Below are 23,874 nucleotides of genomic sequence, written 5' to 3' on the forward strand. Positions count from 1 at the left end.
TGGGTTATAATCGGCCTTGCCGAATCGGTGTCCTCGTTTGCCCGCCGAAAGAGGAATCCGCGTCCCTGCGGACCCGAAGCCGGCGGAGTGGATGCGGGTTCCGCAGAGACGCCCGTCTTCGGGAGGAGGAGCAGGCATGGATGTCCTGGAACTCTATCGCATTGCCACGGAACGCGTTCCCGCCTATCGAAGGTTTCTCGGGGAACGGCTCGGCGCCGTTCCCGCCGTCGCCACCCTGGAGGACTTCTCCGTCCTGCCCTTCACGGACAAGGAAAGCTACATCAAACGGTACGCCCTTGAGGAGATCTGCCTCGACGGGACGCTTCGGGGCAAGCACGTGCTCTGCCGGAGTTCCGGAACCTCCGGAAAGGCCACCTACTGGCCGCAGTTGCCCGAGCAAGAACGTTACGTGGCGGACTATCTCCTGAGCGATCTGGAGGAATCCTTCGCGGTGAGCGTCAATCCCGCGCTGGTGATCGTGGCCCTGGGGCTCGGTTCGTGGATCAGCGGTGAACTCACCACCTGGGGGCTGCGAAACCTGGGGGTCCAGGGCGGAAACATCACCCTCGTCTCGCCGGGACTGAACATGGAAGAGACGGTGGAGATTCTGGAAACCTTCTCTCCCCGCTTCGCCCAGACGGTGATCTACACCTATCCGCCCTTTGCGAAGACGCTCCTCGATCTGGCGGAGCAGAAGGGTATTCCCCTGAAGGAGTTGCGCATCGCCTTCCGCCTCGCCGGAGAAGGCTACTCCGAGATCTTCCGGAGTGCGCTGAACCGGCGCATGGGACGGAACGAGGGGGATCTGTCCTCCGTTCTCTCGGGGTACGGTGCCACGGATTTCGGCAGCGCCGGCAAAGAGACGCCTTTGTGTGCGGCCATCAAACGGCTGCTCTTCGAGAACGACCTTGCGGAAGCGGTGCTGGGGAGACGGGAGATTCCCTCCCTCTGCCAGTATGATCCGGAAAGCCATTTCCTCGAAACGGACCAGGAGGAGCTGGTGGTCTCCCGCTACCAGGCGGTTCCTCTGGTGCGGTACCGCACGGGGGACCGGGGTGTTCTTCTTGGATACGACGACCTTCTGGGCCGTCTCGCCGCGGCGGGGGCGGATCCTCTGGCGTTGCTCGAACACCGGGGCATATCGCACGAGACGGTGCGTCCGCTCCCCTTCGTGCTGGTCTGGGGACGCATCGACGGAGGAGTCACCTTTTTCGGCGCCAATATCCTCGTCTCCCAGGTGAAGGAAGTGTTCGAGAGCCACCCTGAGCTGGCAAGGCTCTTTACGGGGGATTTCAGCCTTCGCAAGACCGAGGACGAGCGGCTCGACCCCGTCCTGGAGATTCTGGTGGAGCCCCGTCACGGTGTTGATCCCGATCTCGGCACGGCGGCGCGGCTCGTCGCCCGGGGGCTCGAAGAGCGCTCCACGGAGTTCGCCACGGTGCGGAAGACCCAGGGGGACAAGGCGCTGCCGCGGTTGGTGCGGGCTCCGTCGGGGTTCTTCGCGGGGCACCACAAGATCCGCTACGTTTCCTGAGGAAGGAACGCCATGCCCGCCCGCGGGGCGGTGGCGCCGGGCGGGCCGTCATTCCGGAGACGTGTCCGGCCCCGGTTCTTTCAGCGCCCGCACTGCCGAGAGCAGTTCGTTCCGGATGGAGTCGTCCAGGCAGGAGAGAAGCCTTCCCAGGCAGCGAAGGGAAAGGGAATAGTAGACGTTGAGTCCCTCCTTACGGTCCCGGATGACCCCGGCGCTGCGGAGCACCGCGAGGTGCTTGCTGATGGTGGTCCGGTCGAAGGGGAACTCCGCGGCGATCTCGCAGACGCAGCGCTCTCCCTCGATGAGGCGTTCCGCGATGGCGAGGCGCACCGGATGGGCCAGCGCCTTGAAGACGGAACTCTTGCGTTCGAGGAGATAGTCGTTCATGGGATGGACCTCCCGGAAGAAGGATGAGACGGCTGTTTTTTGTGGCTTTCGTGGCTATGGTACCACGTGAAGATTACCGAGAAAACCGGCGTCGCCTGACAGGATCCGCTCTGTTTTCCGGGACGGGGTTCGGCGGAATCGGGTGGTTTTTCCCGGCGGTCGTTCCGGGGAGCGGAGGATGAAGCGCGCATGCGGATTCTGGCGCTTGCAAGGGATATTCCGGGAACGCCCCCCGAGGTGTCTCCCCATCTCGACGCCGAGGCCCTCCGCGTCTGAGAGCTGCATCAGGCGGGACTTCTGCGGGAGATCTACTTCAGAGCTTCCCGTCGGGATGCGGTGCTTCTTCTGGAGTGCGCCGGCGAGGCGGAAGCCCGGGATCTCCTCGCCTCGCTTCCCCTCGTCAGGAAAGGGCTGATCACGTTCGAGGTGATTCCTCTGGTGCCCTGCGACGGCTTCCCGAGGCGTTTCCGTTAGCGTTTCGTTGTCTGGAAATGGCTTGGCAGCGTGTATAATGATGGTGCCGCAGAGTCGTTCCCGCTCTCGGAAGTGCCCGCATGGGGCGGGGAGCGTGCGGGGCATCCGCCGGAAGAGGTGTAGTGATCCATGGATCAGCAGGACAAGACGACCCTCCGTCACTTCAAGGTCACGGCGATTCCCTTTGTGGCTATCTTTTCCCTCATTCTCGTTCTCAGCTACATGGTGGCCGTTCCTCTCGCGTCGCCCCTCGCCTGGGCGGCGCTGTTCTCCTTTTTCATGCACCCCCTGTATTCCCTGCTTTCGGAGAGGCTCTTCCGGGGACGGTTTCGGAACATTGCCGCGGCGCTTGTCACCGGAGCGATCCTCCTGCTCATCGTCATCCCCGGCGTCTTCGCGGGGACCATGCTTGCCCGGGAAGTGCTCCGCAACTACGGGCGCATCCTCGACCTGATGGTCGAGTTCTCCGGCTCCCTCGACGTGGCGGACCTGAAGGCGTTCCTTCCCCAATGGCTCGCTTCCCGCATCGGCCCCTTGGGAGACTATGTGGACTTTCTTCGGGACAATCTGCAGCAGGCGGGGGGATGGACCGCGTCCCGCCTGGCCGCTCTTTCCCGCGCGTTTGCCCAGAACGTGTTCGGTCTCGTGTGGCAGCTTGTGGTCATCACCGTGGCCTCCTTCTTCATGACCCGGGACGGCCATCTTATTGTGGAATACATCGAGGCGGTCCTTCCCCTCTCCGAGGAGGAACGCCTTGCGGTGATGAACCGGGCGAGAAAGCTGCTCCGCGCCGTGGTGTACGGCATCACCTTCACCGCGGCGATCCAGGCCGTTCTCGGCGCGACGGGATGGGCCTTCGCGGGGCTTCCCACGCCGATGCTCTTCGGCATCCTCATGTTTCTCTTCGCCATGATTCCCTTCGTGGGAACGCCTCTCGTGCTCGTTCCCGGATCCCTGTACCTTCTCGCCACAGGAGAGACGCGCACGGGGCTGCTTCTCCTCGTCTGGAGCCTCGGCGTGGTGAGCACCGTGGACAACTTCATCCGTCCCCTCTTCATTTCCGAGGGAAGCGGCGCCCACATTCTCATCGTCTTCATCGGCGTCATCGGCGGTCTCGCCGCCTGGGGGTTTCTGGGAATCTTCCTTGGACCTCTCGTGATCTCCCTCTTCGTGTTCTTCCTGGATAGCTACCGGAGGATCCTGGAGATTCAGCGGCGCCAAGAGGCGGAGCGCCCCGCGGCGGCGCGGAAGTGAACCGCCGGATGCGAAAGGGCACGCCTGCGGCAAACGGGTGCGCCTTGGGCCGTGTTGTGTGAGTGCTTTTTCTTCGAAATGCAGGGCCTGCGCCCTGAAAAAAAGCCATTGAGCACGAGAAGGAGTTGGTGTGGATGGAATCCGATCCCGCATCTATGGAGTTGTTCCTCGTGGTTCTTCTCATCGCTTTGAACGGATTGTTCGCCATGACGGAGATCGCCGTGATCACGTCCCGGAAAGCACGCCTGGAGCAGCGGGCCGCGGAGGGGGACACGGGTGCCCGGAAAGCCCTGGAGATCGGCGAAGATCCGACGCATCTGCTGTCGGCGATCCAGGTGGGGATCACCCTCGTGGGTATTCTGACGGGATATGTGGGGGGCGCCTCCCTGTCGAGGGCGCTCGCGCCCTTTCTGCGGGATCTGCCCTTCCTGGGGGCCTACGCGAGGCCCGTGGCCACGGTGCTGGTGGTGGCGCTCATCGCCTACGCGACGCTCGTCTTCGGCGAACTCGTTCCCAAGCGCATCGCCCTCAACGCTCCGGAGCGGCTCGCCTCCCTTCTCGCCCGTCCCATGTGGCTCTTCTCCCGCATCACGCTCCCGGCGGTGACCTTTCTCAGCGTCTCCACAAAGGCGGTGCTTCGTCTCTTCGGCGCGGGAGATGCGCCGGAACACGGCGTGACCGAAGAGGAAATCCGCCTCGTTCTCGCCGAGGGAACGGCGAGCGGCGCCGTGGAGGCGGAGGAGAAGGATCTCATCGAGCGCATCATCGACCTGGGGGAGCGCACGGTCGGTCGGGTCATGACCCCCCGGACCCGGGTCGTCTGGATCGACGTGGAGGAACCGGGTCCGGAGACCTTCGACCTGATTCTCCAGAGCGGCTATTCGCGCTTTCCCGTCTGCGCGGGCAACCTCGACAAGGTGCTCGGAGTCGTGCACGTGAAGGACGTTCTTCGCTCCGAGATGGGGCGGGACAACTTCGATCCGTCGAAGGTGCTGCGGAACACGCTTTTCGTTCCCCAGCACGCGAGTTTTTTCGACGTGCTGGAACGCTTCAAAGCCTCGCGCATTCACGAGGCGGTGGTCATCGACGAATACGGTGGGGTCTCGGGCTTCGTCACGGTGCACGACATCACCGAGGAGATCGTGGGGGACCTCCCCTCGGCGCACGAGGCGGACGAGCCGAAGATCGTCTCCCGGGGCGACGGCGTCTGGCTCGTGGACGGTCTGCTCCCCGTGGAGGAGCTGAAGCGGCACTTCGCCCTGGGAAAACTGCCCGACGAGGAGGAGGGACTCTACCAGACCGTGGGCGGGTTTGTGGTGGCCTTTCTCGGGTCCATTCCCGCCGAGACGGATGCCTTCGAGTGGAGGGGATGGCGCTTCGAGGTGGTGGACATGGACGGCATGCGGGTGGACAAGGTGATGCTCACCCTCGTTCCCCCCGCCGAGGAGGACGAAGAGGAAGAGGAAACTGCAGGGAAGATGTGATTTCGTCTTTTCGGTAACACTGTCCGGATCGGCTTCCTCTCGTTCGGGGATTGTCCGGGCGAAGTCGTACTTTGTGTGGATTCAGAAAGATTCCGGCCGTCGGTGTTTCACCCGATGGTCGGTTTTTTTGTCCTTTGATAGGTGGATTTTCTGCGGAGGTGGCGTTGCAAAAAGGAAAACTGTCGATTATGACAATTTTTATGATGAAAACAATGGAGGGAGTATTGGCTTTCCCGGGGAAATTGCTGGTATGCTGATGCTGGAGTTTGTGTAAAAAAACACATTTTGTCCGGGAAAGGGAGTTGAAACGCATGCTCGTCTCACGTCGTATCTACTGGCCCTCCATCAATCTTATCGGCCCCGGCTGTGTGAAGGAAGTCGGCGCGGAAGCGGCAAAGCTTGGTCTGAAGAAGGCCCTGCTGGTAACGGACAAGGTGCTCGTCCAAGCGGGTGTGGCGGGGAAAGTCATGGAAAGCCTCACCGCAGCGGGAGTCCCCTATGTGGTTTTCGACGAGGTACAGCCCAATCCCACCATGAAGAACGTGAACGACGCCCTGGCACTCCTGAAGAAAGAAGGGTGCGATTTCCTCGTTTCCGTGGGTGGTGGTTCACCCCAGGATGCGGCATCCGCCGTGTCGATTCTCGCCACCAACGGCGGCGATGTCCGGGACTACGAGGGCATCGCCAAATCCTCGCGCCGCGGACTCCCTGTGGTGGCGGTGAACACCACCGCCGGAACCGCTGCGGAGGTGACCGTGAACTACGTGATCACCGACGAGGAGCGGAAAATCAAAATGGTCATGGTGGATCCCAACTCGCTCGCCGTTGTTGCGGTGAACGATCCGGCGCTGATGATCGGCAAACCCGCTGGGCTCACCGCCGCAACGGGCATGGATGCCCTGACCCATGCCATCGAGGCCTACGTGACCAGAGGTGCTTATGAACTCTCGGACCACATCGCCTACAAGGCAATCGAGCTTATCGGCGCCAACCTTCGGGACGCGGTAAAAGACGGCTCCGATCTGAAGGCCCGCTCCGGCATGGCTTGGGGTTCTTTTGTGGCGGGGCTTTCCTTCTCCAACTGCGGCCTCGGCATCGTGCACTCAATGGCCCATCAGCTCGGATCGGAGTACGATCTGCCCCACGGTGTGGCCAACGCCATTCTGCTTCCCTATGTCATGGAGTTCAATCGGGAGGTCTGCGTGGCGAAGTTCGCCCGCATTGCCCTGGCTCTCGGCAAGAATGTGACGGGAAAGACCCCTGAAGAAGCTTCCCTCATGGCCGTGGAGGCGGTGAAGGAACTCTCTCGGGATGTGTGTATCCCCGCTCTCCGGGAGACGGCCTTCAGCCCCAAGGATGTGGACAAGCTCGCCGCCCAGGCTCTGCGTGATGTCTGTACCGGCGGAAATCCCAAGGATGTCACCGTGGATGATCTGAAGGCCCTTTATCTGAAGGCCTACGAGGGAGCGTAGAGAAGAAAAGATCGGAATTCTCCAGTCTTCTCTATAAAGGAGCGGCGCATGTCCACCGGGTGCGGGAATTTCCAGAGCCGGAGCATGCGAAACACAGGTACCGAGAGGAAGAACCCTCTCGGCACCTGTGTTTCGCTGTCCGGCCGACGACCTGCGGTCAGCGTTTCGCCTCCACGCGGTTCCGCCCCAGGCGCTTCGCTTTGTACATGGCCTGGTCAGCCCTTTCGAGAAGGGTGTCGAGAGTGTCCTGTTCCTGCCGTTCCGCCACGCCGACACTCACGGTGACGGTGAGGAGTTCCTCCCCGGAGAGGACGATCTCCGAGTGCTCCACGGCGGCCCGGAGACGCTCCGCGGCGATGAGGGCCGCATCGAGAGGCGTTTCGGGAAGCAGTGCGGCGAACTCTTCTCCGCCGTAGCGGCCGAGCAGGTCGATGGTCCGAAGCTCCCTTCGGAAGATCCCCGCCACGGCCCGGAGAACCTCGTCCCCGGCGCGGTGGCCGAAGCGGTCGTTGATGCGCTTGAAATGATCCAGGTCGAACATGAGCGCCGAAAGCGTGCGCCCGTAACGAAGCGTTCTGGTGAACTCTCTTTCTCCCTGGGTGAAGAAATGGCGCCGGTTGTCGATGCCCGTGAGGGGGTCCGTGACGGCGAGCTGCTCCATTTCCCCGAAGAGACGGACGTTTTCAAGGGCCACCGCCACCTGGGAGGCGAGGGTGCGGAAAATGTGGAGGTCGTGCTCGTCGTAAGCGTCCGGCTCGGCGCTGCGCACCCGCATGGTTCCCAGAACGCGGTCGCCGAAGAGAAGCGGCACGTGCATGTGCGATTCCGGTCGGTCCGAGACGGAGGTGTGTCGCCCGGTCCGTTCGAGAAAGGCGTCGATCTCTTCCCTGTTTCGGAAGAGCAGCGCCTCTTTGGTGGCGATGACGTGTCCCGTGATGCCGTCCTCCAGGGGGTGGCTGACCGAGAGTTCCGTGGTACCCGGTGCGGAAACGTACTGCGGTTCCCAGGTTTTTGTGACATCGTTGTAGATGGAGAGCACCAACGACCGGACATCGAGGAGGCGGGAGACCTGCTCCCGGATGGTGTCCAGGAGTGTCGTCAGATCGGTCTTCGGTGACGCCAGCGCCATCGCGGTGGAGGCGAGGGCCTCCGCGGTGTTCCTGGCGCGATGCAGTTCCGTGATGTCGTGGAGGACCACGAGCGTGCCCATCTCCTGCCCCTGCTCGTCCGCAAGCGGCGAGGAGACGAGGTGGAACCACTGACGCCCCCGATGTTCTCCAAGAGGGAACTCGCTTCGGAGCGGTTTGCCGTTGCCGTTTTCCAGAATGGTGTTCCAGGGCGGCGAGAGATCCCGGGCGACTGTGCCGAGGAGTTGCGAGCGCGGCAGGCCGACGTGGTTTTCCGCGGCGCGGTTCACGAAGGCGAGGCGATGGGTCTTGTCCAGCACGAACACAGGGTCGTTCATGATCTCCATCACCGCCTCCCGGGCTACGGGAGCCAGTTCAAAAGGACGGTAGCGGTGGAGGGAGAGGGCCACCAGAATCCCCGTGAGAACGAGCAGCGGCGGCGTGAGGTTGACTCCGGGAACCAGCCGAATGCCCAGGTTGAAGAGCGCGTCCGTGACGACCGCGAGGAAGGCTCCCGCGAGGACGAGGACCGCGTTGCCCCGGAAACGGGAAGGGACATCCCGGAGATTGCGCAGCAACAGCCACAGTGACCAGAGGAAGATGCCGTAGAAGTAGGCGATACGAAACCAGAACCAGGGACCACTGTGATAGAGCAGCGCTCCTCCGCTGCTGTCGGTGACGAGATGGAAGTTGTTCCGAACGAGAAGGGCGAAGAGGCGCGGGTCGGCGCAGAAGAGGATGTCGAGGGCGGGGACGAGCAGGAACCACCAGATGCGGCGACGAGAAAGCAGTTCGGGCCGGTTGAGGAAACGCACCGTCATGAGAAACCAGGGCAATGGGAGGAAGGTGAGCAGGGGAAGACGAAGGCGCATCCAGAAAAGTTTTTCCCCCAGCCCGACGGAGACGATGCCCATGGCGTACAGCGCGGTCCAGAGGGCGGTGGTGAACATGAAAACCGAGAACGGTGCGGCGGCGCGGTTTTGCCCCGCGTGTCCAACGCCGTAGAGGGCGAGAAAGAGAAACGCGGTGGCGGAGATCCAGAGCGGCGTGACGTAGACGGTGTGCTCCATCCGTGGAATCTCCCTTTCGCAAGAGACGCTGGAGTCGTGATCCCTTCCGCATTCCACGATGCGTTCTCCCACCGAGGGTGTCGAAAGAGGGTATGTCTCTCTTCCGGGGCGGGGTCCTTTTTGCGGAGCCCGACGAACCCCCGGAGATCATTTGTAAAAGTCCATACTCTCAAACAACAATACTATTGTACACGTTTCACTCTTTCCCTTCCAGCGAGGAAATCTCTTCCTTGCGTGAGGGTTTTTTCGGCGGTGGGCAGGGGCCCAGGCCGCATTCCGGGCAACCGCGACCGCATCCCCGGGGTTTGGTGCGCCGCCTGCCGAGCCATATGGTACCGAGCAGAAGCAGCAACGCGAAGGCGGGAAGGAGAATGGTCCGCATCATCGCCCGCCTCCTTGTCGCACCGGGGTGGTCATGACCGATCCTTTTTTTCCTGCCGGCCGGTGTGTTCCGATCCGAAACGCATGCCGATCCATCGGGAGAGAAGTCCCCGGAGTCCCGCGGTGAGACGCTGCCGGTTCGCGAGATGCGCGGCCCTGCCGATCACCTCGGCCTGAGTGGGGTAGGGGAAGGGAACGCTGTCGAGCCTGCGGAGTCCCATTCCGGCAGCCATGGCCGTGGCGATGATGCCGATGCTCTCTCCCGCGTGGGCGGACACGAGGGTCGCGCCGAGGATGGTGTCACTCCCGGAGCGGAGCAGGATCTTGAAAAATCCCTCGGGTTCTCCCTCGATGAGCGCCCGATCCACCTCGGCAAGGGAGACGCGGAGTACGGTTGCGGCAATGCCTGCTCGGGCGGCCTCCTCCTCGGTCAGTCCCACCGTGGCGATCTCCGGATCGGTGAAGGTGCACCGCGGAACCGGGACGGAACTCCACCGCCGCTTCGCGGGAAAGAAGGCGTTCTGCAGGGCGATGCGGGCCGAGGCCTCCGCGGCGGCGGTGTATTTCGTGTCGAGGCAGCAGTCTCCCGCGGCAAAGACCGCTTCGTTGGAGGTGCGCAGATGATCGTCCACGCGAATGCCGCCTGCGGGGTTGAAGGCGACAAGCCCCGTGTCGAGGTTCATGCGGCTCAGGTCGGGAACGCGCCCCGTGGCGGCCAGAATTTTTTCCGCGTGGAGCGTCTCCTCGCCCTCGGGGCGCTGGAGGTAGAGGGTTGTCCCGTTCCGGTGGAGTTCGGAGGAGCAAATCTCCGTGAAGGGCAGCAGGCGCACACCCTGCCGGACGAGGTGGGCGCCGAGAAAATCACCCACCTCCCGGTCCTCCCGGGGAAGCAGACGATTGCCGCGGAGGAGCAGGGAGACCTCGCAGCCGAGCCGGGCAAACGCCAGAGCCATCTCGCACCCCATGGGGCCGCCCCCAGGATGGCGAGCGACGCGGGAAGGCGCTCCAGTTCGAAGAGCGTCTCGTTGGTGAGATAGTCCGCCTTGGAGAGCCCCGGAATCGCCGGCTTCGCTGGGCGGGCGCCCACGGCGAGAAGCGCCCGCCGGAAATGGAGCGACGCGTCTCCCGTGGACAGGCACGCATGGGACAGGAAGCGAGCGTCCCCGAAGAAGACGTCCACGCCCTGCTCCCGCAGCCGGTGGGCGCTGTCGTTTTCCGCAAGGTCGGCCCGGATCTCCCGAACGCGCCGCATGACCTCCGCCGGGTCGGGAAGAACGTTCGCGTCCGGATGCCGGAGCGGCCATTGCCGCCCCATGGCTGCGGCCTTCGCGAGGCGGCACAGGGCCTTGGAGGGAACGCACCCCGCGTTGAGGCGGTCGCCCCCCAGGCGGCGGCGCTCCACGAGGGCCACGCGAAATCCCAGCGTGGCGGCGCCTGTCGCGGCGACGAGCCCGGCCGTTCCACCTCCCACGACGACCAGGTGGTAAAAGGGCGCCGGATCGGGATTCTTCCACTCTTCGGGGTGTACATGCTGCAGAAGCCGCCGCGTCGGGGCGTCCTCGGACGTGTGCGTCTGATTCGGCGGGGTTGTCGTGAATGGGGGTGGTGCGACCATCGGTCTTCCTCCTTTGCCGTTTGAAGTCAATTTGATTGTACTCCGTTTTTTAGGGAAGGCGCAATGCCGATGTGATGACGCGAAAAAGAGCAGGTTTTCAGAACAGGGCGGTGAACGGCGCCTTCCCGGTGAAAAGGCGAAAATCGGTGCGGCGAAAGAAATGTGGTTGTGTTTCCGGAGAGCCGCTGGTCGCCTTGATCCGACCGGAGAACTCTTCAGTTCTCGAGCACTTCCGGGCACTCTCCTTTGTGGAGAAAGGGGTGATAGAATGGCCGAAAATCGGATGCGAGGAGGACCATCATGACAGAGCGCTCGGCTTCGTCTCATGCTCATGCATGCGCGGTACCAACCGACCCGGATCGTTTTTCCGGCATTTTCCTTCCCATCCCCACCCCCTTTCGTTCCGACGAGGAGCTGGATCTCCCCGCGCTGGAGGAAAACCTTTCCCGGTGGTGTGCCACGGGTATCCGCGGCTTTGCCGTGATGGGATCCACGGGGGAATTTCCCGCCCTGTCGCGGGAGGAGAAAGGAACACTCCTCGCTGCGGTGGCGGACAAGGTGAAAGGGAAAAAGATTCTTCTCGCGGGAACAGGGTGCGAATCCCTTCGGGAGACGCTCCTCTTGAGCCGGGAAGCCGCGGCCCTCGGATACGACGCGCTTCTCGTTCTGCCTCCCCACTACTACAAGGGCAGCATGACCGACGCGACGCTGGAGCGTTATTTTCTCGACGTGGCGGATCTGGCCCCCCTGCCGCTCTTTCTCTACAACATGCCCGCCAACACGGGGATCAATCTCTCGCCGGCCCTCACGGTGCGTCTCGCGGCGCACCCCAACGTGGCGGGCATCAAGGACAGCACCTTCAGTGCCTCCCAGCTCGCGGCCATCGCCGCGGATATGCCAAAGGACTTCCGTCTCTTCGCCGGGCGCGGGAGCATGCTGCTCGCTACGCTGCTTCTCGGGGGCCGGGGCGGAACGCTCGCCGTGGCGAACGTCGCGCCGGAGTTCTGCGTCGCCCTCCACGAGGCCTGGTGCGCCGGCGACCTGGAGCGCGCCCGGCGGATGCAGTTCTGTCTGCTCCCCCTCAACGAGGCGGTGACGGTCCGTTTCGGCCCCGCGGGGATCAAGGCCGCGTTGGATCTCGCGGGATACCGGGGCGGCCCCTGCCGAAAACCCCTCCTGTCCCTCTCCTCCGACCAGAAGGAGGAACTGAAGCGCATCCTGGAACGTTTTGCCGAGGACACTCGGGACCTCCGTTAACATTCTTTCGCGTTCTCTCGCGAGGCGCCATGTCCGGAAGACGTGTCCGAAGAAAGGCACACGTTCGGCCGCGACATCGTTCTGCTACAATGGGAAAGAACAGGAAAGCGGAGGTGCGGGACAGGATAAAACGCAACGCACGCAACGCAATGCAACGGAAAGCACTTTCCGAGGGGGGGAGGTCCATGACCGCCAAGGCACGGTTTTTTCTGCTCTCGTTGGGGATCACTGCGCTGTTTCTCTTTCTCGCGGGACGGTCTTTTATGGAACTCCACTCCGCTCTGGAGGACTATGTCGCCCGGGACGGCATCGCCGCGACGGTTCAGGGCGCCCGCATGATCGACTCCTATCTGGAGCGTCTCGAGAGCGCGACCCTTTCGGCGGGACAGGTGGTTCGCCATCTCTACAGCGAGAGAGGGCTGCGCACGAAGGCCGAACTGGAGCCCGTTCTGGTTTCCCTGTTGCGGGCGAACCGGGACAGGGGAGTGCAGGACATCTTTTTCGCCTCCGAGGCGGAGGGCTTTTTCGCCGACGGCACGGCCTGGAGCCCGCCCTCAGAGTACGACCCCAGGGAACGGAGCTGGTACCGCGAGGCCGTTGCGGCGGGAAGGACCGTGCTCAGCTCTCCCTACCGGGACCTCATCACGGGGAAAATGCTCGTCAGCGTCACCGCACCCGTCCATGACGAGGGAGAACCGAAGCGGCTCCTCGGTGTCGCCGGCGTGGACGTCTCTCTCGACTATCTCGCCGGAATGGTGGCGATGCAGAAGATCTATACCTCCGGATTCGGCATCCTTCTCAACGGAAGCGGAACCTTTCTCGCCATTCCCGAAGAAGGATTCGCCCTCTCCGAGAACATCCTCGTCGCCTCGCCGGCGATTCCGGAAGAGCTTGCCCGGGTGGGAGTGCGCGTTCTCTCCGGAGAGACGGGATTCGCGGATGTCTTCTTCCTCGGTGCTTCCCAGCGCCTGTTCTTCGCCCCTTCCACGAAGGGACTCTTCTTCGCCATACTCTTTCCCAAGGCGGTGATCGCGGATCTGGTGCGCCCGCTGTTTCTTCGGTTCGCCCTTGTCGGAGGCGGTACGCCTCTGCTCGCGATCCTGCTCTTCTATCACGTGGCGAGGACGCTTCTGCGCCCCGTGAGGGACCTGCAGCGCACGGCCGGGGACGTGCACCGGGAGCTTTCCCGGGGAGTGGATCTGAGCGAGACCGCCAGATCGGTCTTCTCCCTTGCCGAGGGCGTGCGGAAGCGGAAGCTGGAGACGGCCGTCCCGGAATTTCGGGACATGCTGTCGAGCCTGGAGGAAGTGCTCGTGCTCATCTCCCGGCAGCAGGAGGAGCTCACCGCCTTCGGACAGGAGACACTGGCCATGAACATCGCGCTGGACGAGGCGAACACCACGCTCCAGAAGCGGGAACGGGTCTGGGCAAGCATTCTCGACGTGTTCCGCACGGTGGCGCATTCCTCCGAGGAAGCGCGATCTCTCGAAAACGTGGCCGGTTCCATCCGGGATGTGACGGAGGCTTACGGCGTTACCGTGGGGTGCGTCGAGGGGGATGCGATCGTTCCCTTCGCCGCGTCGGGCTACGACGGAACGGGGTCCGGTGTGGAGGAGGGGACGCCGGAAAGAGGAGTCATGGGGCCGGCGAAGCTGGAAGGTTCCGTCGCGGGCAGAGCCTTCCGGACCGGAGAGGTGCAGTGGATCGAGCATCCCGAGCAGGATCCGGAGTATCTGGAAGTGGATTCCCGCGTGGCGAGCGAGGTGGAGATCCCGATCCTCCATGGCGGCAGATCTCTCGGGGTCATCGAGATCGCCTTCGACAAAAAACGTTCCCGGGACGAGGCGCTCCTGGAGACACTTCTTCCGGTGGCGACGGCCCTGGGGGGATTGCTCTCCGCGGAACAGTCCGCCCGGGATCTTCGGGCGTCCTACCATTATCTGGCGGAAAAGCTCGCCACCGTGACGGGGATCTATCACGACGAGACGGCGGAACATCTGGGGCGCATGGAAGCCTATTGCCGCGAGGTCGCGTCCTGGCTCGGGCGCTCCCAGGAGGAGCAGGAGGAGATCGCCCTTTTTGCGCGTCTCCACGACATCGGAAAAATCCGCGTCCCCCTGTCGCTCCTCTCGAAGCCGGGAGCATTGACGCCCGAGGAATTCGAGCTGATGAGAAAGCACACGCTCTGGGGTGCGGAACTCATCGGAGACGCCCCCTGGCTTGAGGTGGGAAAGCGAATCTGTTTGAGTCATCACGAGAAATGGGACGGGAGCGGCTACCCTCTGGGGCTTTCGGGGGAAAGCATTCCCTGGGAGGGGCGCGTCGTCGCCCTGGCGGACGTCTACGATGCGCTCCGATCTCCCAGGGTGTACAAACAGGGCATGGACCACGCCAGGGCGGTGGAGATCATCCTTTCCGGCGATGGAAGAACCTTTCCGGGCCATTTCGACCCGGAAGTGCTCCGCCTCTTTCGGGAACGCCATGGCATTTTCGAGAAGATCTTCGAAAGTCTGTGAGAGTCGCCCGAGGGGACAGGCCGAGCACGCACCATCCCTTTCGGGGGATCGAAAAGACGATTCGCCGAAAAAGGAGATTCCAAGAAAACACCCCGTCGGCGGAGGGCCGACGGGGTGACATCTTTCCAGGAAAAAAGGGTGGGGGCGGTCAACAAGATAAGGGGCCTCCCAGGGGTTGCGCTATTTCAGTTCGGCGCTGCAGAGAAATTTCCGGATCCAGGCTCCCGCGTCCTTGTATTTGTCCGCGGGGACTTCGATGGCTACAAAAGCTTTTCCGCCCTGCCACGTGGCGAGAAGGAGTGCCTTGTTTCCCTTGGATTCGGGATCCTGGAAGGAGTAGAGTCTGGTCGTGCAGGAAACGGCACAGGACAGCGTGCTCGTTCCGTGCGCCCGCTTTCCCGAGCTCGCCTGGTCGAGGGCGGGGCCGATCTGTTCCGGGCTCTCCAGAACGGTGACGGCGAGCCGTGAGCCATCGGGGCCTTCGTACGTCGCGGAATCGGGATTCCGGGAGATCTCTTTCGCCCCCTCGGGGAGACGGATCCGGAACACTCCCGATGCGGCGGTGAAGACACCCGGCTCGTCGAGGTCGCTGAGGGGCGGAAGCTCGCCGATGCCTTCCGTGTCGAGCGTCGGAAGTGTTTCCTGGGATGGTGCGCCGCCGGTCCCCGTCTCGGCGGTTCCCGGAAGGGGAGGTGTTCCTCCCGTCGCGGGGAGTGGGGCCGGTGTGGCGACGAGCCCCGGTGTGGTGCTTGTCGTCCCCGGCGATGCGGCGAGATCCGCCGGTGACTGGAGCGGTGCGCCGCCCGGGACCTGCGGCGTCGGCTGAACCGGCTGCGTCTGCTGCGTCACAGGCTGAATCGGCTGGGCCTGCTGTGCGCCCTTGAAGGACACGGTTTGGAAGAAAAAGGCGTCGAACTTCGGAGCCAGGGCGGGGAACTGCTCTTCAAGGCCGTCGAAGAGCAGGACGTGTCCCATGTTGTTTTTCGAGAGGATGAAGATGCGCGCCTTGAGGCGTTTCCCCTGGTTGGAGAAGAGGAAATCGTGGATGAGCACGGGCGTTCCCTGGAGATTGCCGTTCTGGATCGACACCGGCGTGTATCCCTCGAAGGTGGCGAGGCTGTTTTTCTGCAGGGCCGTCGCGTAGTCCTCCAGGGACATGCCCTCGGGGAGCGTCTCCAGGAAGAAGAGCATCTCCGCGGCGACGACGTCGTTTTCGGAGAGGAGGAAATAACGGTGGATGCTTTCATTGGCCGGCTGGTTCTCCGTCCACCCCGGGGGCAGGGGCGCAAAGAGCAGTTCTCCGTCGGATCCGGCGGGTACCTGCGCCGTGGCGGGAAGGGAGGGCAGACAGAAGAGAACTCCCAGCGCGAGGGCGATCAGGAACGGAAGCCGGACTCCGGCAAAGGATTTTGTCCGCTGTGGCATCTGTCGGTGTGCGTACCTGTGGGACATGACGATCCCTCCTGACGGTTCGAGAGTCCCCGCCGGTCCCGGTGAAGAGCGGTCCGTCGCGGGGTGGACAAAGGTCGTGTCATTTCGCCTTGAACGTGACGTTGGGCGTGGCGCTCTCCACGAAGACGTCCTCGCTGAAGCGGCGCGCCAGTTCCTCCGAGTCCGAATTCGGAGAACGCACGTGGAGGTGGGCTTTTTCCGACGACGCGGTCAGTTCGGCGAATTCCCCGAGCACCTCGTAGCCGAGCAGTTCCACGTAGGATCGAGCCATTTCCGGGGAGACGCCGGGAACGAAGATGAGGATCGCCTCCCCGGAAACCTCCGTTCCCGGGGAGGCCGCCCTTGTCGGTTCGCCCGGCGATACGGTCCCTGTAGCGGCTGCCCGGGGAGGGGCATGGAGCGAAAGAACGAGGAGCATGCCCGCGATGGCGGTGAAAGCCGGAATCCACTTCATGATCTGTCGCCTCCTTTTGTGCGGCGAGCTGCACGGACGGTGTCGCCGGGAGAGACGCCGTCCGGAACGTCCGGATGTGGATCGCACCGCTTGCCGGAAAAAGCCGCGGCGCCGGGGCAGGAAAGAACTCCTTCTCGTGGACGAAAAACCGGCATCCCCGGAGAAGTGACCTGGAGCGACGGAGAGAGGAGATGCGTCGAGGCCGTCCTCGCTCCGATGGAATGAGCGACACCAGCACCGTAGCAAGAACGGGGAATGGCGTCAAGAGAGAATTCACGGAAGGGAAGACCGTGTCTGCGCCGGGAAAGACGATGTTCCCTCGCCTGTCTGGGGAGAAGCCATCACCGAAAAAAACGCAGCAGGGGCGAGAGTTCCCGGAGCCTGCTCCGGCGGGAGCGCCAGTCCGGAAGAAGCCGCTCCACATGGTTCCAGAAGCGGGAAGAGTGGTTCATCTCGCGGCGATGGCAGAGTTCGTGCACGAGGACGTACTCGATCAGGTCTGTTTCCGCCATGGCCAGTCCGGAGGCGAAGGAGAGGCGTCCCGAGGCGCTGCAGCTTCCCCAGCGGGATCTGCAGGTGCGTACCGAGAAGCCCGAGTAGGTAACGCCCGCTTTTTCCGCGAGGCCGGGAAGGCGGGAGGCGATATGGGGGCGCAGCCAGGCCGCGCACCAGTCCGCGAAAAGCGAGGCCCCCCGGTCCCTTCCGTCACGGCGCAGCTCGAAGCGCTCGTCCGAAAGACGAAAAAGCGGTGTTCCAGGCTCCGGCGGAATGACCGTCAGAGGAAGATGACGCCCGAGAAACGGCAGGGTCGTTGCGGAAGCGAAGGAGAATTCGGGGCTTTCCTTCATGAACGTCTCGCCTTTCTTCGAAGGGTGGAGGGTCGGTTTTCTCACCGTTGGCGGCGCTGAACGCTTTGCTCGAGGCGCGGCAACGAAATTGGGTCGCCTCTCCGTGTTGCCTCTCCCGTGTTTTACGAGAGGACCGTTGGAGGAGAGAATGGTATCATACGGCAAACGCTTTCGGAAGAAAGGACCCGAAGAAACGGTATTCGGAGCGGGCGTTACTTCTGAGCGGGACGAGAAAAAGATCACTCATGACGAACGGGGCGATGTCTTCATGATGAAGGAAGCGCGGCGGTTCTTGGGAAGTGAATAGGCGTCGATTGGAAAGAGTGCGGTGCGGAAGGCTGTTTTTGAGGAGGAGATAGTCCGGTGAAGTGGATTCTCGGTGCCCTGGCGGTGTTCGTGCTCTTCGGCGTGTATGCCTACAATCGTCTGGTGCGGTGCAAGGCGGACGTGGAAAACGGATGGAGCCAGATCGACGTGCAGCTCAAACGCCGCCATGACCTGATTCCAAATCTGGTGGAGACCGTCCGGGGATACATGATCCACGAACGGGAGCTCTTCGAAAAGGTGGCGGCCCTTCGTGCCCAGGCGCTCGGCGCGGGGTCGCTTGCGGAAGTGCAGCAGAAGGAGACGGAACTCGCCGGGGCGCTGCGAACGCTCTTCGCCGTCTCGGAAGGGTACCCGGAGCTGAAGGCCAACGCGAACTTCCTTGCGCTCCAGGAGGAACTGTCCTCCACGGAGAACAAGATTGCCTTCGCCCGCCAGTTCTACAACGATGCCGTCCGGGCCTACAATGTGGCCGTCGCGGAATTTCCCGGCAACTTGGTGGCGGGAGCCTTCGGATATGCCAAACGGGATTTCTGGATCGTGGAGGACCAGGCGGAACGGGCTCCGGTCCGAGTGAACCTTTAGAGGGCGGTGGCAGTCGCTTTTTTCCGTCCGTGACGGAACCGCACGACGAAGGAGGAGGTGCGCAGTCCATGGTGAGTTTTCAACGGCTGATCGCGCACAACAAGCGCGTGAGCGTTCTGCTTTTCGCTCTTACGCTGGCGCTTCTCGGCATCATGGGGGCCTCCCTCGGGGAATATCTCGACCTGGGGTGGAAGGGCGGCGCAGGTATCGCAGTTGTCGTGGCGGCTCTCTATTTTCTCGTGGCCTACAACTTCGGGGACTCCATGGTCCTTGCGGTGAGCGGCGCCCGGGAGATCACCCATGACGAGCACCCCCAGCTCTGGAACGTGGTGGAGGAGATGTCCATCGCCGGAGGGCTTCCCATGCCGAAGGTGTACATCATGGACAGCGATGCGCTGAACGCCTTTGCCACGGGCAAGGACCCGCAGCATGCGAGTGTGGCCATCACCCGGGGGCTTCTGGAAAAACTGAACCGTGAGGAATTGCAGGGGGTCATGGCCCACGAGATGTCCCACGTGCGCAACTACGACATCCGTTTCGCCATGCTCATGGCGGTGCTGGTGGGGGTGGTGGTGCTCCTGGCGGATGTGTTCCGGCGCAGCCTGTTCTGGGGGTCGCTCGGCGGCGGACGGAGACGGCGCGGCAACGATGGCGGGAAGGGCGGTGCCGTTCTTGCGCTTGTGGGCGTGCTGTTTTCCATCGTGGCGCCGCTTTTCGCGGTGCTCCTCCAGATGGCGGTGAGCCGCAAAAGGGAATATTTGGCGGATGCCTCGGCGGTGGAGTTGACCCGAAACCCCCAGGGACTCATTTCGGCTCTCCGGAAGCTCTCCACCGACGACAACAAACTTGTCACCGCGTCGAAGGCGACGCAGCATCTCTATATCGTGAATCCCTTCAGAAAGCTCGGAGCGGACAGCCTGTTCAGCACCCACCCCTCGCTGGAATCCCGCATCGCCGCGCTTCGTGGGCTTGCCACCGGGGGCGAAGCTCCCGGTTCCTCCGAGTAGATGCCTCCGGTGAACACGGAAGCCGGCCTGCGCTTTGGTGCGGAGGTGTCTCCGGTTCTTCCGGTGAATTACCTTCTGTTTCTCATCCCCGCCGGGGATGTGCCGGAGAACAGCTCCGATAGGGCAAGGAGGCGCTGCAGAAAGGCATTGTCTCTTTCGTTGCTCCGGGAGCGGGAGGACGTTTCGAGAAGGAGCCGCTCCTCTTCCCGGGTCACCTCCGCGAGCACCGGAAGGGGGGGAGGCGGTGCCGTTTCCGAGGGGGCGGAAGGCGACGTCTTTTCCCGGAGGAAAAGGGGTGGCGTTTCTTGCGGGATGGAACATTCGGTTTCTTTTGTTCCGTCGGATGAATCCGCCGGGAATGCCGCGGGCAACGTCTCGCCGAAAAGGATGCGCATTTCGCGTTCGGTCATGGCTCCGGGACCTCCGTTTCCATAAGCCACTGTTGCGTCGAAAGTGTAACGAAAGCGAGTTCCGCAAAAAGAAGAAACGCCGATCATTTCTTAAACCCGGAAGAGAAAATAGCACGAAGCTCGTCGCCTGCAAAGTCCGGACAGGTCCTGATTTTGTCGCCCTGAATAGGTCTTTTGGCTCATTTTTTGTTTTTTCAGGATTTTTTCGAGAGGTTTTCGGATGATTTTTTCACGTCGCGATGAAGGCACGTTTGTTTCTTCGTGGCCGACTGCGAGATGACCGGAGAGGACTGAGAGCCATGATTCCTGTGGGCAGTGTGGTGGAGATGCGTTTTCCCTCGGATGTGCGATTTCTGTCGCCCCTTCTTGCCTCCTGCCAGGACCTCAATGTCCTCTACGGTTTTTCCGCCGGGGATGGACAGCGAATCGAACTGGCTTCAACGGCGGTGGAGGCGGAAGAGGCGGAAAAGCTGGGCTATGTCTTCTGCGGTGTTCTTCCGGGAACGCCCGGAGGGGACGAGCTGCTCTATCTGCACAGGCAGGGCGTTGCCCCCCTCCTCGAAACGCTTCGCCCCAGGGGTGCCCTGGGACGCCTGCTGCGGGAGTCGATTCGGAAAGCCTGCTCGTTCTGAGACCTGAGGTAGAGTTCACGCTCCGGAGCGGATTTCGTGTTGCGGAAGCGCGCGGAAACGCTCCCGGAGCGCCGCGACAAGTCCCTGAAGATCGTCGGTGCCGACGACGAGCCGGCGGCCGTTGCGGAGCAGCAGTTCGACCCCGTCTCCGGGAGCGACGCTGTAGAGCCATCCTTTGCGGACGCTTTTCACGCCCACGGTGTACCAGGGGATGCGGGTGGGGCGGCTCTCCGCGATCTCCGCGAGGGGAATCCGTCGGGTGTAGAGTCCCCGGAAGAGAATGATGCGCAGGGCGTCCTCCGTGACGGCCACGGTCTGGCTCGTGAAGAGCAGTGTCACTGCCAGAAGGATCGCCAGGGGGGCCACGGCGTTCGCGGGCGGCAGCGCCTTGTCGGGCGTCATGGCGTCCAGCGTCTCCTTCGGGGCCAGATGGGGGGCCAGAATGATCATGCCCACGGCCAGAAACGTCACCAGCAGAAGGAGAACAAGTCCTCTTCCCGTCTGTGTCCTGCGGTAGTATTCCATGCGTTCTGCCTCCTCTTCGGGATGGGGCGTTTCGGTACGTAGCCTAACAGGGGTTCGCGCCGGGGTAAAGGGGCGTGCTTGCGTTTCGTCGGATAGCCAATGTGTGGAGAGATTTGGGCAAGGAATTTTCCGGACGACGTGTCACGCCGAAAGAAGATGTGTCATGCTGCAATGAAATGAAGGAGGGGTTCCGCAATGTCGCAGCGCGAGCAGGGCAGACGATTTCTTCGGAGCGATTTCTGGAAGACGCTTGATTTTTCCGCCACACCGCAGGCCCTGGGGGTTGCGCCACCCCCTCTGGAAAAGCCCGCGCCGCCCGAGATGGCCCGGGTGTCTCTGCCAGGCCCTGGAACGTGGCAGGGCGTGGAGCCTCTTTCCGTCGAGGCGGCCATTGCGAAGCGGACCACCCTGCGCCGCTACGCCCCGATTTCTTTCACGTTGGATGAGCTTTCCTTTCTCCTCTGGGCTACCCAGGGCATCCGGGAGGTCCTTCCCAATGGCAACGCGAGGCGGACCGTTCCCTCGGGAGGATGCCGTCATGCTCTGGAGACCTACCTGGCGGTCTTTCGCGTGGACGGATTGGAAAAAGGGGTGTACCGTTACCTTCCCCTGAGCCATGAGCTGCTTGTTCTCGGAAATCGGCCCGACCTGGAGGATGCCCTCGTGGCGGCGACGCGCAAACAGCTCTTTCCGGGACGGAGTGCGGTCACCTTCGCCTGGACCGCTCTGCCGGAACGCGGAGAGTGGCGTTACGCCGAGGCCGCGGCGAAACTCATCGCTCTCGACGCGGGACATGTCTGCCAAAACCTTTATCTCGCCTGCGAGGCCGTCGGTGCCGGAACCTGCGCCATCGCCGCCTACGACCAGGAACTGGCGGATGCGCTCCTCGGTGTGGACGGAAAGGACGAATTCACCGTCTACATGGCCTCGGTGGGGAAAAAACCCGAGGAATAACGCGCGCAGAAAAAGGAAAGGATCTCCTTCATGGCATTGCTCCCGCGCCGCATCGCCTGCCGCGGATGTCCCTCCCGGAGGGACATCCGCGGCAGTACTTTTTCCGGGAAACGAACACGCATGAAGAGTGTGCAAAAGCGAGTGCGAGAGGCAGCGGTTCCAAGAAAGAAGGGCATATGTTGGGAGACCGCCTGTGGCATGCACGTCTCCCAAGCTCCTTGGAGGCGAACACCATGACACCTTCTTTGTGTAACGCTGAGTCGTGTCAAGGGTCTTTCGCAAACAGTGAACTCAGACGAGTTTTTTCTGAACCGGAAGCTCCGTCGTAGCGCCGTTGCTCCTGTGCATTCTTCTCCAAATGCATACCCATCGATGGGGAACATCTCCAGGTATCGCTTTGTTCCCCATTGATGGGAGAGGATGTCACGGAGTCGGGCTGCAGTCTCAGGGCCGCTGTCCCTGAGTTGTGTGCGTCAAGCTGATAACGCTCGAACAGTGCCGTGGAGAATTCTCCGTTGCGGTCTCTGGGAATCCGCAGTTCCAGCTTGCCGATTCGCGTGACCAGACTTCGGGTATAGTAGCCTGACCGATAACCCGTACGTTCTGTGTTGCGCTCATGTCGTTCGGCTCCAAGGAGTTCCGTCATTTCCCCGTCAAGGATTTCTTGCAGCACTTCCTTCATCAGGGTCTTCAGGGCGTCCGTTTCGTTCCCGAAAAGGGCTTTCATTCCAGCGAAACGACTGCTATGCTTCTTTCCGGTCATGGTGTATCGCCTCCTAAGGGCTCGGGTTGCTTGTGCGCTGCAGACAACCTACACCATGACCTTCTTTTTTTGAATCCCCCTCCGCAAGCACTTTTTGCACACTCTTTAGAGCATAATCCGACTACGTCGCATCCTCTCTCATCAATGGGGAACACGGTGGTGCCTGGATATGATCCCTTTGAGGGATTGCGGACGTGGAGAAGCGCTCTTGGGACCGGCGACGCGACGGCGGAGCTTCTGGTGCGGGAACACCTCGTGTCTGACGTGTCTGAATTCAAGGAACCTCTGAAAAGCGCCACGCCGACCTCAGGAAGGCGCGATGAGATCGAGAGAGGGGAAACCCCTTTCATCAGAGCTTCCTCAATTTTTGCGAAAAGATACACGACACTACCCGTGTCGTCGTGAGTTCGCCACGGAAAAGCGTCCCTTTCCGCTCTGTTCGAAAGACGGCGGAAAGTCGGCTCAGTCCTTCCGCCCCGTCCTCTTCTCAAAGCAGGAAAGGCAGAGCGTCTCTCCCTCGAAAAGGCGTCCCCGGGGTTCCATGAAGGTCTCGCCGCAGCAGGAGCAGGGGACGCTTCGAAAGAGGCGGGCCTTGGGCGGCAGGGACTCCTCGACGGGTTTGATGTCGAAGAGTGCCTCCAGCGGCGCGGCGAGCAGGGCGTCGATCCTCTTCTGCCGGATCCGGCGCAGCTCCTCCGTTTCCTCCGGAGTGAGTTCCTGCGCCGCAGCCTTGCGTCGCAGCATATCCTGCCTGCTGCCATCGTCTCCGTCCATGCGGAACGGCTTCGCCACGAGGCGGAAGGATTTTCCGTCGCTCCGGCGATAAAAGCTGAAGGCAACCTTGCCGCGATCCCGGTAGAGAAGGTTTCCCTTGCCGAAGGTGCATCCCGTGAGAAACTGCACGGCGTCCACGCCGCACATGTCCGTCTCGGTGACCGCCACGATCTCCTCGTCGCTCGCACGGGGACCCAGCTCCCGCAGCGCCATCTCGGCGGCGCGGATGCCCAGCGTCAGGCCGGGACACGAGTGGCCGTGAAAGGCGATGACCTGCTGTAACGTTTCCTGTGACAGTGCGCATGTCATGGACGAAACCTCCCTCGTCGGGGAAAGGGGTTGCCCCATTCCTTTGCGTTCTCATCCGTACGAGCTTACTCTGCTTCGAAGAGCGCCGCCTTGTCAAGGGATCCTTGCCTTCCGGACCTCCGGAGCCACCGCGCGGGAAAGCGCGTGTCCTTCTGGGGGATCGAAACGAGTACGTCGTTCAAGGATCCGCAAGGGGCAGGAGGACGGGTCGATAACGCGCCTCAGAGAGCCGTCCTCCTCGTCTCAGAGAAAAACCGAGGAACTTC

General features: G+C 62.5%; 21 protein-coding genes and 2 pseudogenes. 11 read left to right on the top strand and 12 right to left on the bottom strand.

The window, feature by feature from the left end; all coding sequences use genetic code 11:
* Window positions 1-136: 136 nt before the first annotated feature.
* Window positions 137-1,534 (top strand): phenylacetate--CoA ligase family protein, encoded by a 1,398-nt coding sequence (locus K349_RS0105945; RefSeq protein ID WP_026368917.1) that lies wholly within the window; start codon window positions 137-139, stop codon window positions 1,532-1,534.
* Between the two features lie 48 nt (window positions 1,535-1,582).
* On the opposite strand, the gene K349_RS0105950 is transcribed toward K349_RS0105945, so the two are convergent.
* A complete protein-coding gene (locus tag K349_RS0105950) occupies window positions 1,583-1,921 on the bottom strand; it encodes an ArsR/SmtB family transcription factor (protein ID WP_026368918.1) in 339 nt (112 codons plus the stop codon).
* Window positions 1,922-2,257: 336 nt separating this feature from the next.
* Between K349_RS0105950 and K349_RS19085 the strand changes: the two genes are divergently transcribed.
* The 4 genes from K349_RS19085 (at window position 2,258) to K349_RS0105980 (ending at window position 6,605) form a co-directional block, all read left to right on the top strand.
* Window positions 2,258-2,395, top strand: coding sequence for a hypothetical protein (locus tag K349_RS19085; RefSeq protein WP_157367295.1), 138 nt, complete (start codon window positions 2,258-2,260; stop codon window positions 2,393-2,395).
* A gap of 129 nt (window positions 2,396-2,524) precedes the next feature.
* Window positions 2,525-3,649 carry an AI-2E family transporter gene (locus tag K349_RS0105970; protein ID WP_026368919.1) on the top strand — a complete coding sequence of 375 codons (1,125 nt, stop codon included), beginning with the start codon at window positions 2,525-2,527 and terminating at the stop codon, window positions 3,647-3,649.
* 134 nt (window positions 3,650-3,783) lie between these two features.
* Window positions 3,784-5,133 carry a hemolysin family protein gene (locus K349_RS0105975; protein ID WP_026368920.1) on the top strand — a complete coding sequence of 450 codons (1,350 nt, stop codon included), beginning with the start codon at window positions 3,784-3,786 and terminating at the stop codon, window positions 5,131-5,133.
* A gap of 311 nt (window positions 5,134-5,444) precedes the next feature.
* Window positions 5,445-6,605, top strand: coding sequence for an iron-containing alcohol dehydrogenase (locus tag K349_RS0105980; protein ID WP_026368921.1), 1,161 nt, complete (start codon window positions 5,445-5,447; stop codon window positions 6,603-6,605).
* Window positions 6,606-6,762: 157 nt separating this feature from the next.
* Here K349_RS0105980 and K349_RS17855 read toward each other — a convergent pair whose 3' ends face one another.
* From K349_RS17855 to K349_RS20225, 4 genes and pseudogenes are all read right to left on the bottom strand, one after another.
* A complete protein-coding gene (locus tag K349_RS17855; RefSeq protein ID WP_157367296.1) occupies window positions 6,763-8,802 on the bottom strand; it encodes a diguanylate cyclase in 2,040 nt (679 codons plus the stop codon).
* Window positions 8,803-8,998: 196 nt separating this feature from the next.
* The gene (locus tag K349_RS0105990; protein WP_026368923.1) at window positions 8,999-9,187 is read right to left on the bottom strand and encodes a hypothetical protein; all 189 of its coding nucleotides are present in this window, start codon (window positions 9,185-9,187) and stop codon (window positions 8,999-9,001) included.
* A 28-nt stretch (window positions 9,188-9,215) separates the two neighbouring features.
* Window positions 9,216-9,803 carry a hypothetical protein gene (locus K349_RS20220; protein ID WP_476726744.1) on the bottom strand — a complete coding sequence of 196 codons (588 nt, stop codon included), beginning with the start codon at window positions 9,801-9,803 and terminating at the stop codon, window positions 9,216-9,218.
* Window positions 9,786-11,131, bottom strand: a pseudogene (locus K349_RS20225) (FAD-dependent oxidoreductase); the annotation flags it as partial. The gene K349_RS20220 and the pseudogene K349_RS20225, both read right to left, overlap by 18 nt.
* On the opposite strand from K349_RS20225, the gene K349_RS0106005 reads away from it, so the two are divergent.
* Together K349_RS0106005 and K349_RS17870 are read left to right on the top strand one after the other, a co-directional pair.
* A complete protein-coding gene (locus K349_RS0106005; protein WP_026368924.1) occupies window positions 11,099-12,055 on the top strand; it encodes a dihydrodipicolinate synthase family protein in 957 nt (318 codons plus the stop codon). The pseudogene K349_RS20225 and the gene K349_RS0106005 overlap by 33 nt on opposite strands.
* Window positions 12,056-12,240: 185 nt before the next feature.
* The gene (locus K349_RS17870) at window positions 12,241-14,571 is read left to right on the top strand and encodes an HD domain-containing phosphohydrolase (RefSeq protein ID WP_169731310.1); all 2,331 of its coding nucleotides are present in this window, start codon (window positions 12,241-12,243) and stop codon (window positions 14,569-14,571) included.
* Window positions 14,572-14,751: 180 nt separating this feature from the next.
* Here K349_RS17870 and K349_RS0106015 read toward each other — a convergent pair whose 3' ends face one another.
* The 3 genes from K349_RS0106015 to K349_RS17875 all read right to left on the bottom strand — a co-directional run bounded on the left by K349_RS0106015 (window position 14,752) and on the right by K349_RS17875 (window position 17,325).
* Window positions 14,752-16,023: a hypothetical protein gene (locus tag K349_RS0106015; RefSeq protein WP_157367297.1), complete on the bottom strand. Its 1,272-nt coding sequence runs from the start codon at window positions 16,021-16,023 to the stop codon at window positions 14,752-14,754.
* A gap of 79 nt (window positions 16,024-16,102) precedes the next feature.
* Complete coding sequence (locus K349_RS0106020; protein ID WP_026368927.1) at window positions 16,103-16,477, bottom strand: hypothetical protein; 375 nt, start codon at window positions 16,475-16,477, stop codon at window positions 16,103-16,105.
* A 341-nt stretch (window positions 16,478-16,818) separates the two neighbouring features.
* Window positions 16,819-17,325, bottom strand: coding sequence for a M48 family metallopeptidase (locus tag K349_RS17875; protein WP_026368928.1), 507 nt, complete (start codon window positions 17,323-17,325; stop codon window positions 16,819-16,821).
* A gap of 363 nt (window positions 17,326-17,688) precedes the next feature.
* Here K349_RS17875 and K349_RS0106040 point away from each other — a divergent pair, with 363 nt between their 5' ends.
* A complete protein-coding gene (locus K349_RS0106040; protein ID WP_026368930.1) occupies window positions 17,689-18,234 on the top strand; it encodes a LemA family protein in 546 nt (181 codons plus the stop codon).
* A gap of 68 nt (window positions 18,235-18,302) precedes the next feature.
* Window positions 18,303-19,241: a M48 family metallopeptidase gene (locus K349_RS0106045; RefSeq protein ID WP_034264288.1), complete on the top strand. Its 939-nt coding sequence runs from the start codon at window positions 18,303-18,305 to the stop codon at window positions 19,239-19,241.
* Window positions 19,242-19,309: 68 nt separating this feature from the next.
* On the opposite strand, the gene K349_RS0106050 is transcribed toward K349_RS0106045, so the two are convergent.
* Window positions 19,310-19,651, bottom strand: coding sequence for a hypothetical protein (locus tag K349_RS0106050; protein WP_026368932.1), 342 nt, complete (start codon window positions 19,649-19,651; stop codon window positions 19,310-19,312).
* 299 nt (window positions 19,652-19,950) lie between these two features.
* Between K349_RS0106050 and K349_RS0106055 the strand changes: the two genes are divergently transcribed.
* Window positions 19,951-20,283, top strand: a complete 333-nt coding sequence (locus K349_RS0106055; RefSeq protein ID WP_026368933.1) for a hypothetical protein — start codon at window positions 19,951-19,953, stop codon at window positions 20,281-20,283.
* A 15-nt stretch (window positions 20,284-20,298) separates the two neighbouring features.
* Here K349_RS0106055 and K349_RS0106060 read toward each other — a convergent pair whose 3' ends face one another.
* Window positions 20,299-20,808: a hypothetical protein gene (locus K349_RS0106060; protein WP_026368934.1), complete on the bottom strand. Its 510-nt coding sequence runs from the start codon at window positions 20,806-20,808 to the stop codon at window positions 20,299-20,301.
* Window positions 20,809-21,003: 195 nt separating this feature from the next.
* Here K349_RS0106060 and K349_RS0106065 point away from each other — a divergent pair, with 195 nt between their 5' ends.
* Entirely contained in the window at window positions 21,004-21,762 is a 759-nt protein-coding gene (locus tag K349_RS0106065) for a SagB/ThcOx family dehydrogenase (RefSeq protein ID WP_026368935.1), read from the top strand.
* 478 nt (window positions 21,763-22,240) lie between these two features.
* On the opposite strand, the pseudogene K349_RS19635 reads toward K349_RS0106065, so the two are convergent.
* Window positions 22,241-22,489, bottom strand: a pseudogene (locus K349_RS19635) (transposase); the annotation flags it as partial.
* Between the two features lie 498 nt (window positions 22,490-22,987).
* Window positions 22,988-23,608 carry an FmdE family protein gene (locus K349_RS0106080; protein ID WP_026368938.1) on the bottom strand — a complete coding sequence of 207 codons (621 nt, stop codon included), beginning with the start codon at window positions 23,606-23,608 and terminating at the stop codon, window positions 22,988-22,990.
* Window positions 23,609-23,874 lie beyond the last annotated feature (266 nt).

Origin of the sequence: Aminiphilus circumscriptus DSM 16581, assembly GCF_000526375.1 — a bacterium.
Classification (GTDB): domain Bacteria; phylum Synergistota; class Synergistia; order Synergistales; family Aminiphilaceae; genus Aminiphilus; species Aminiphilus circumscriptus.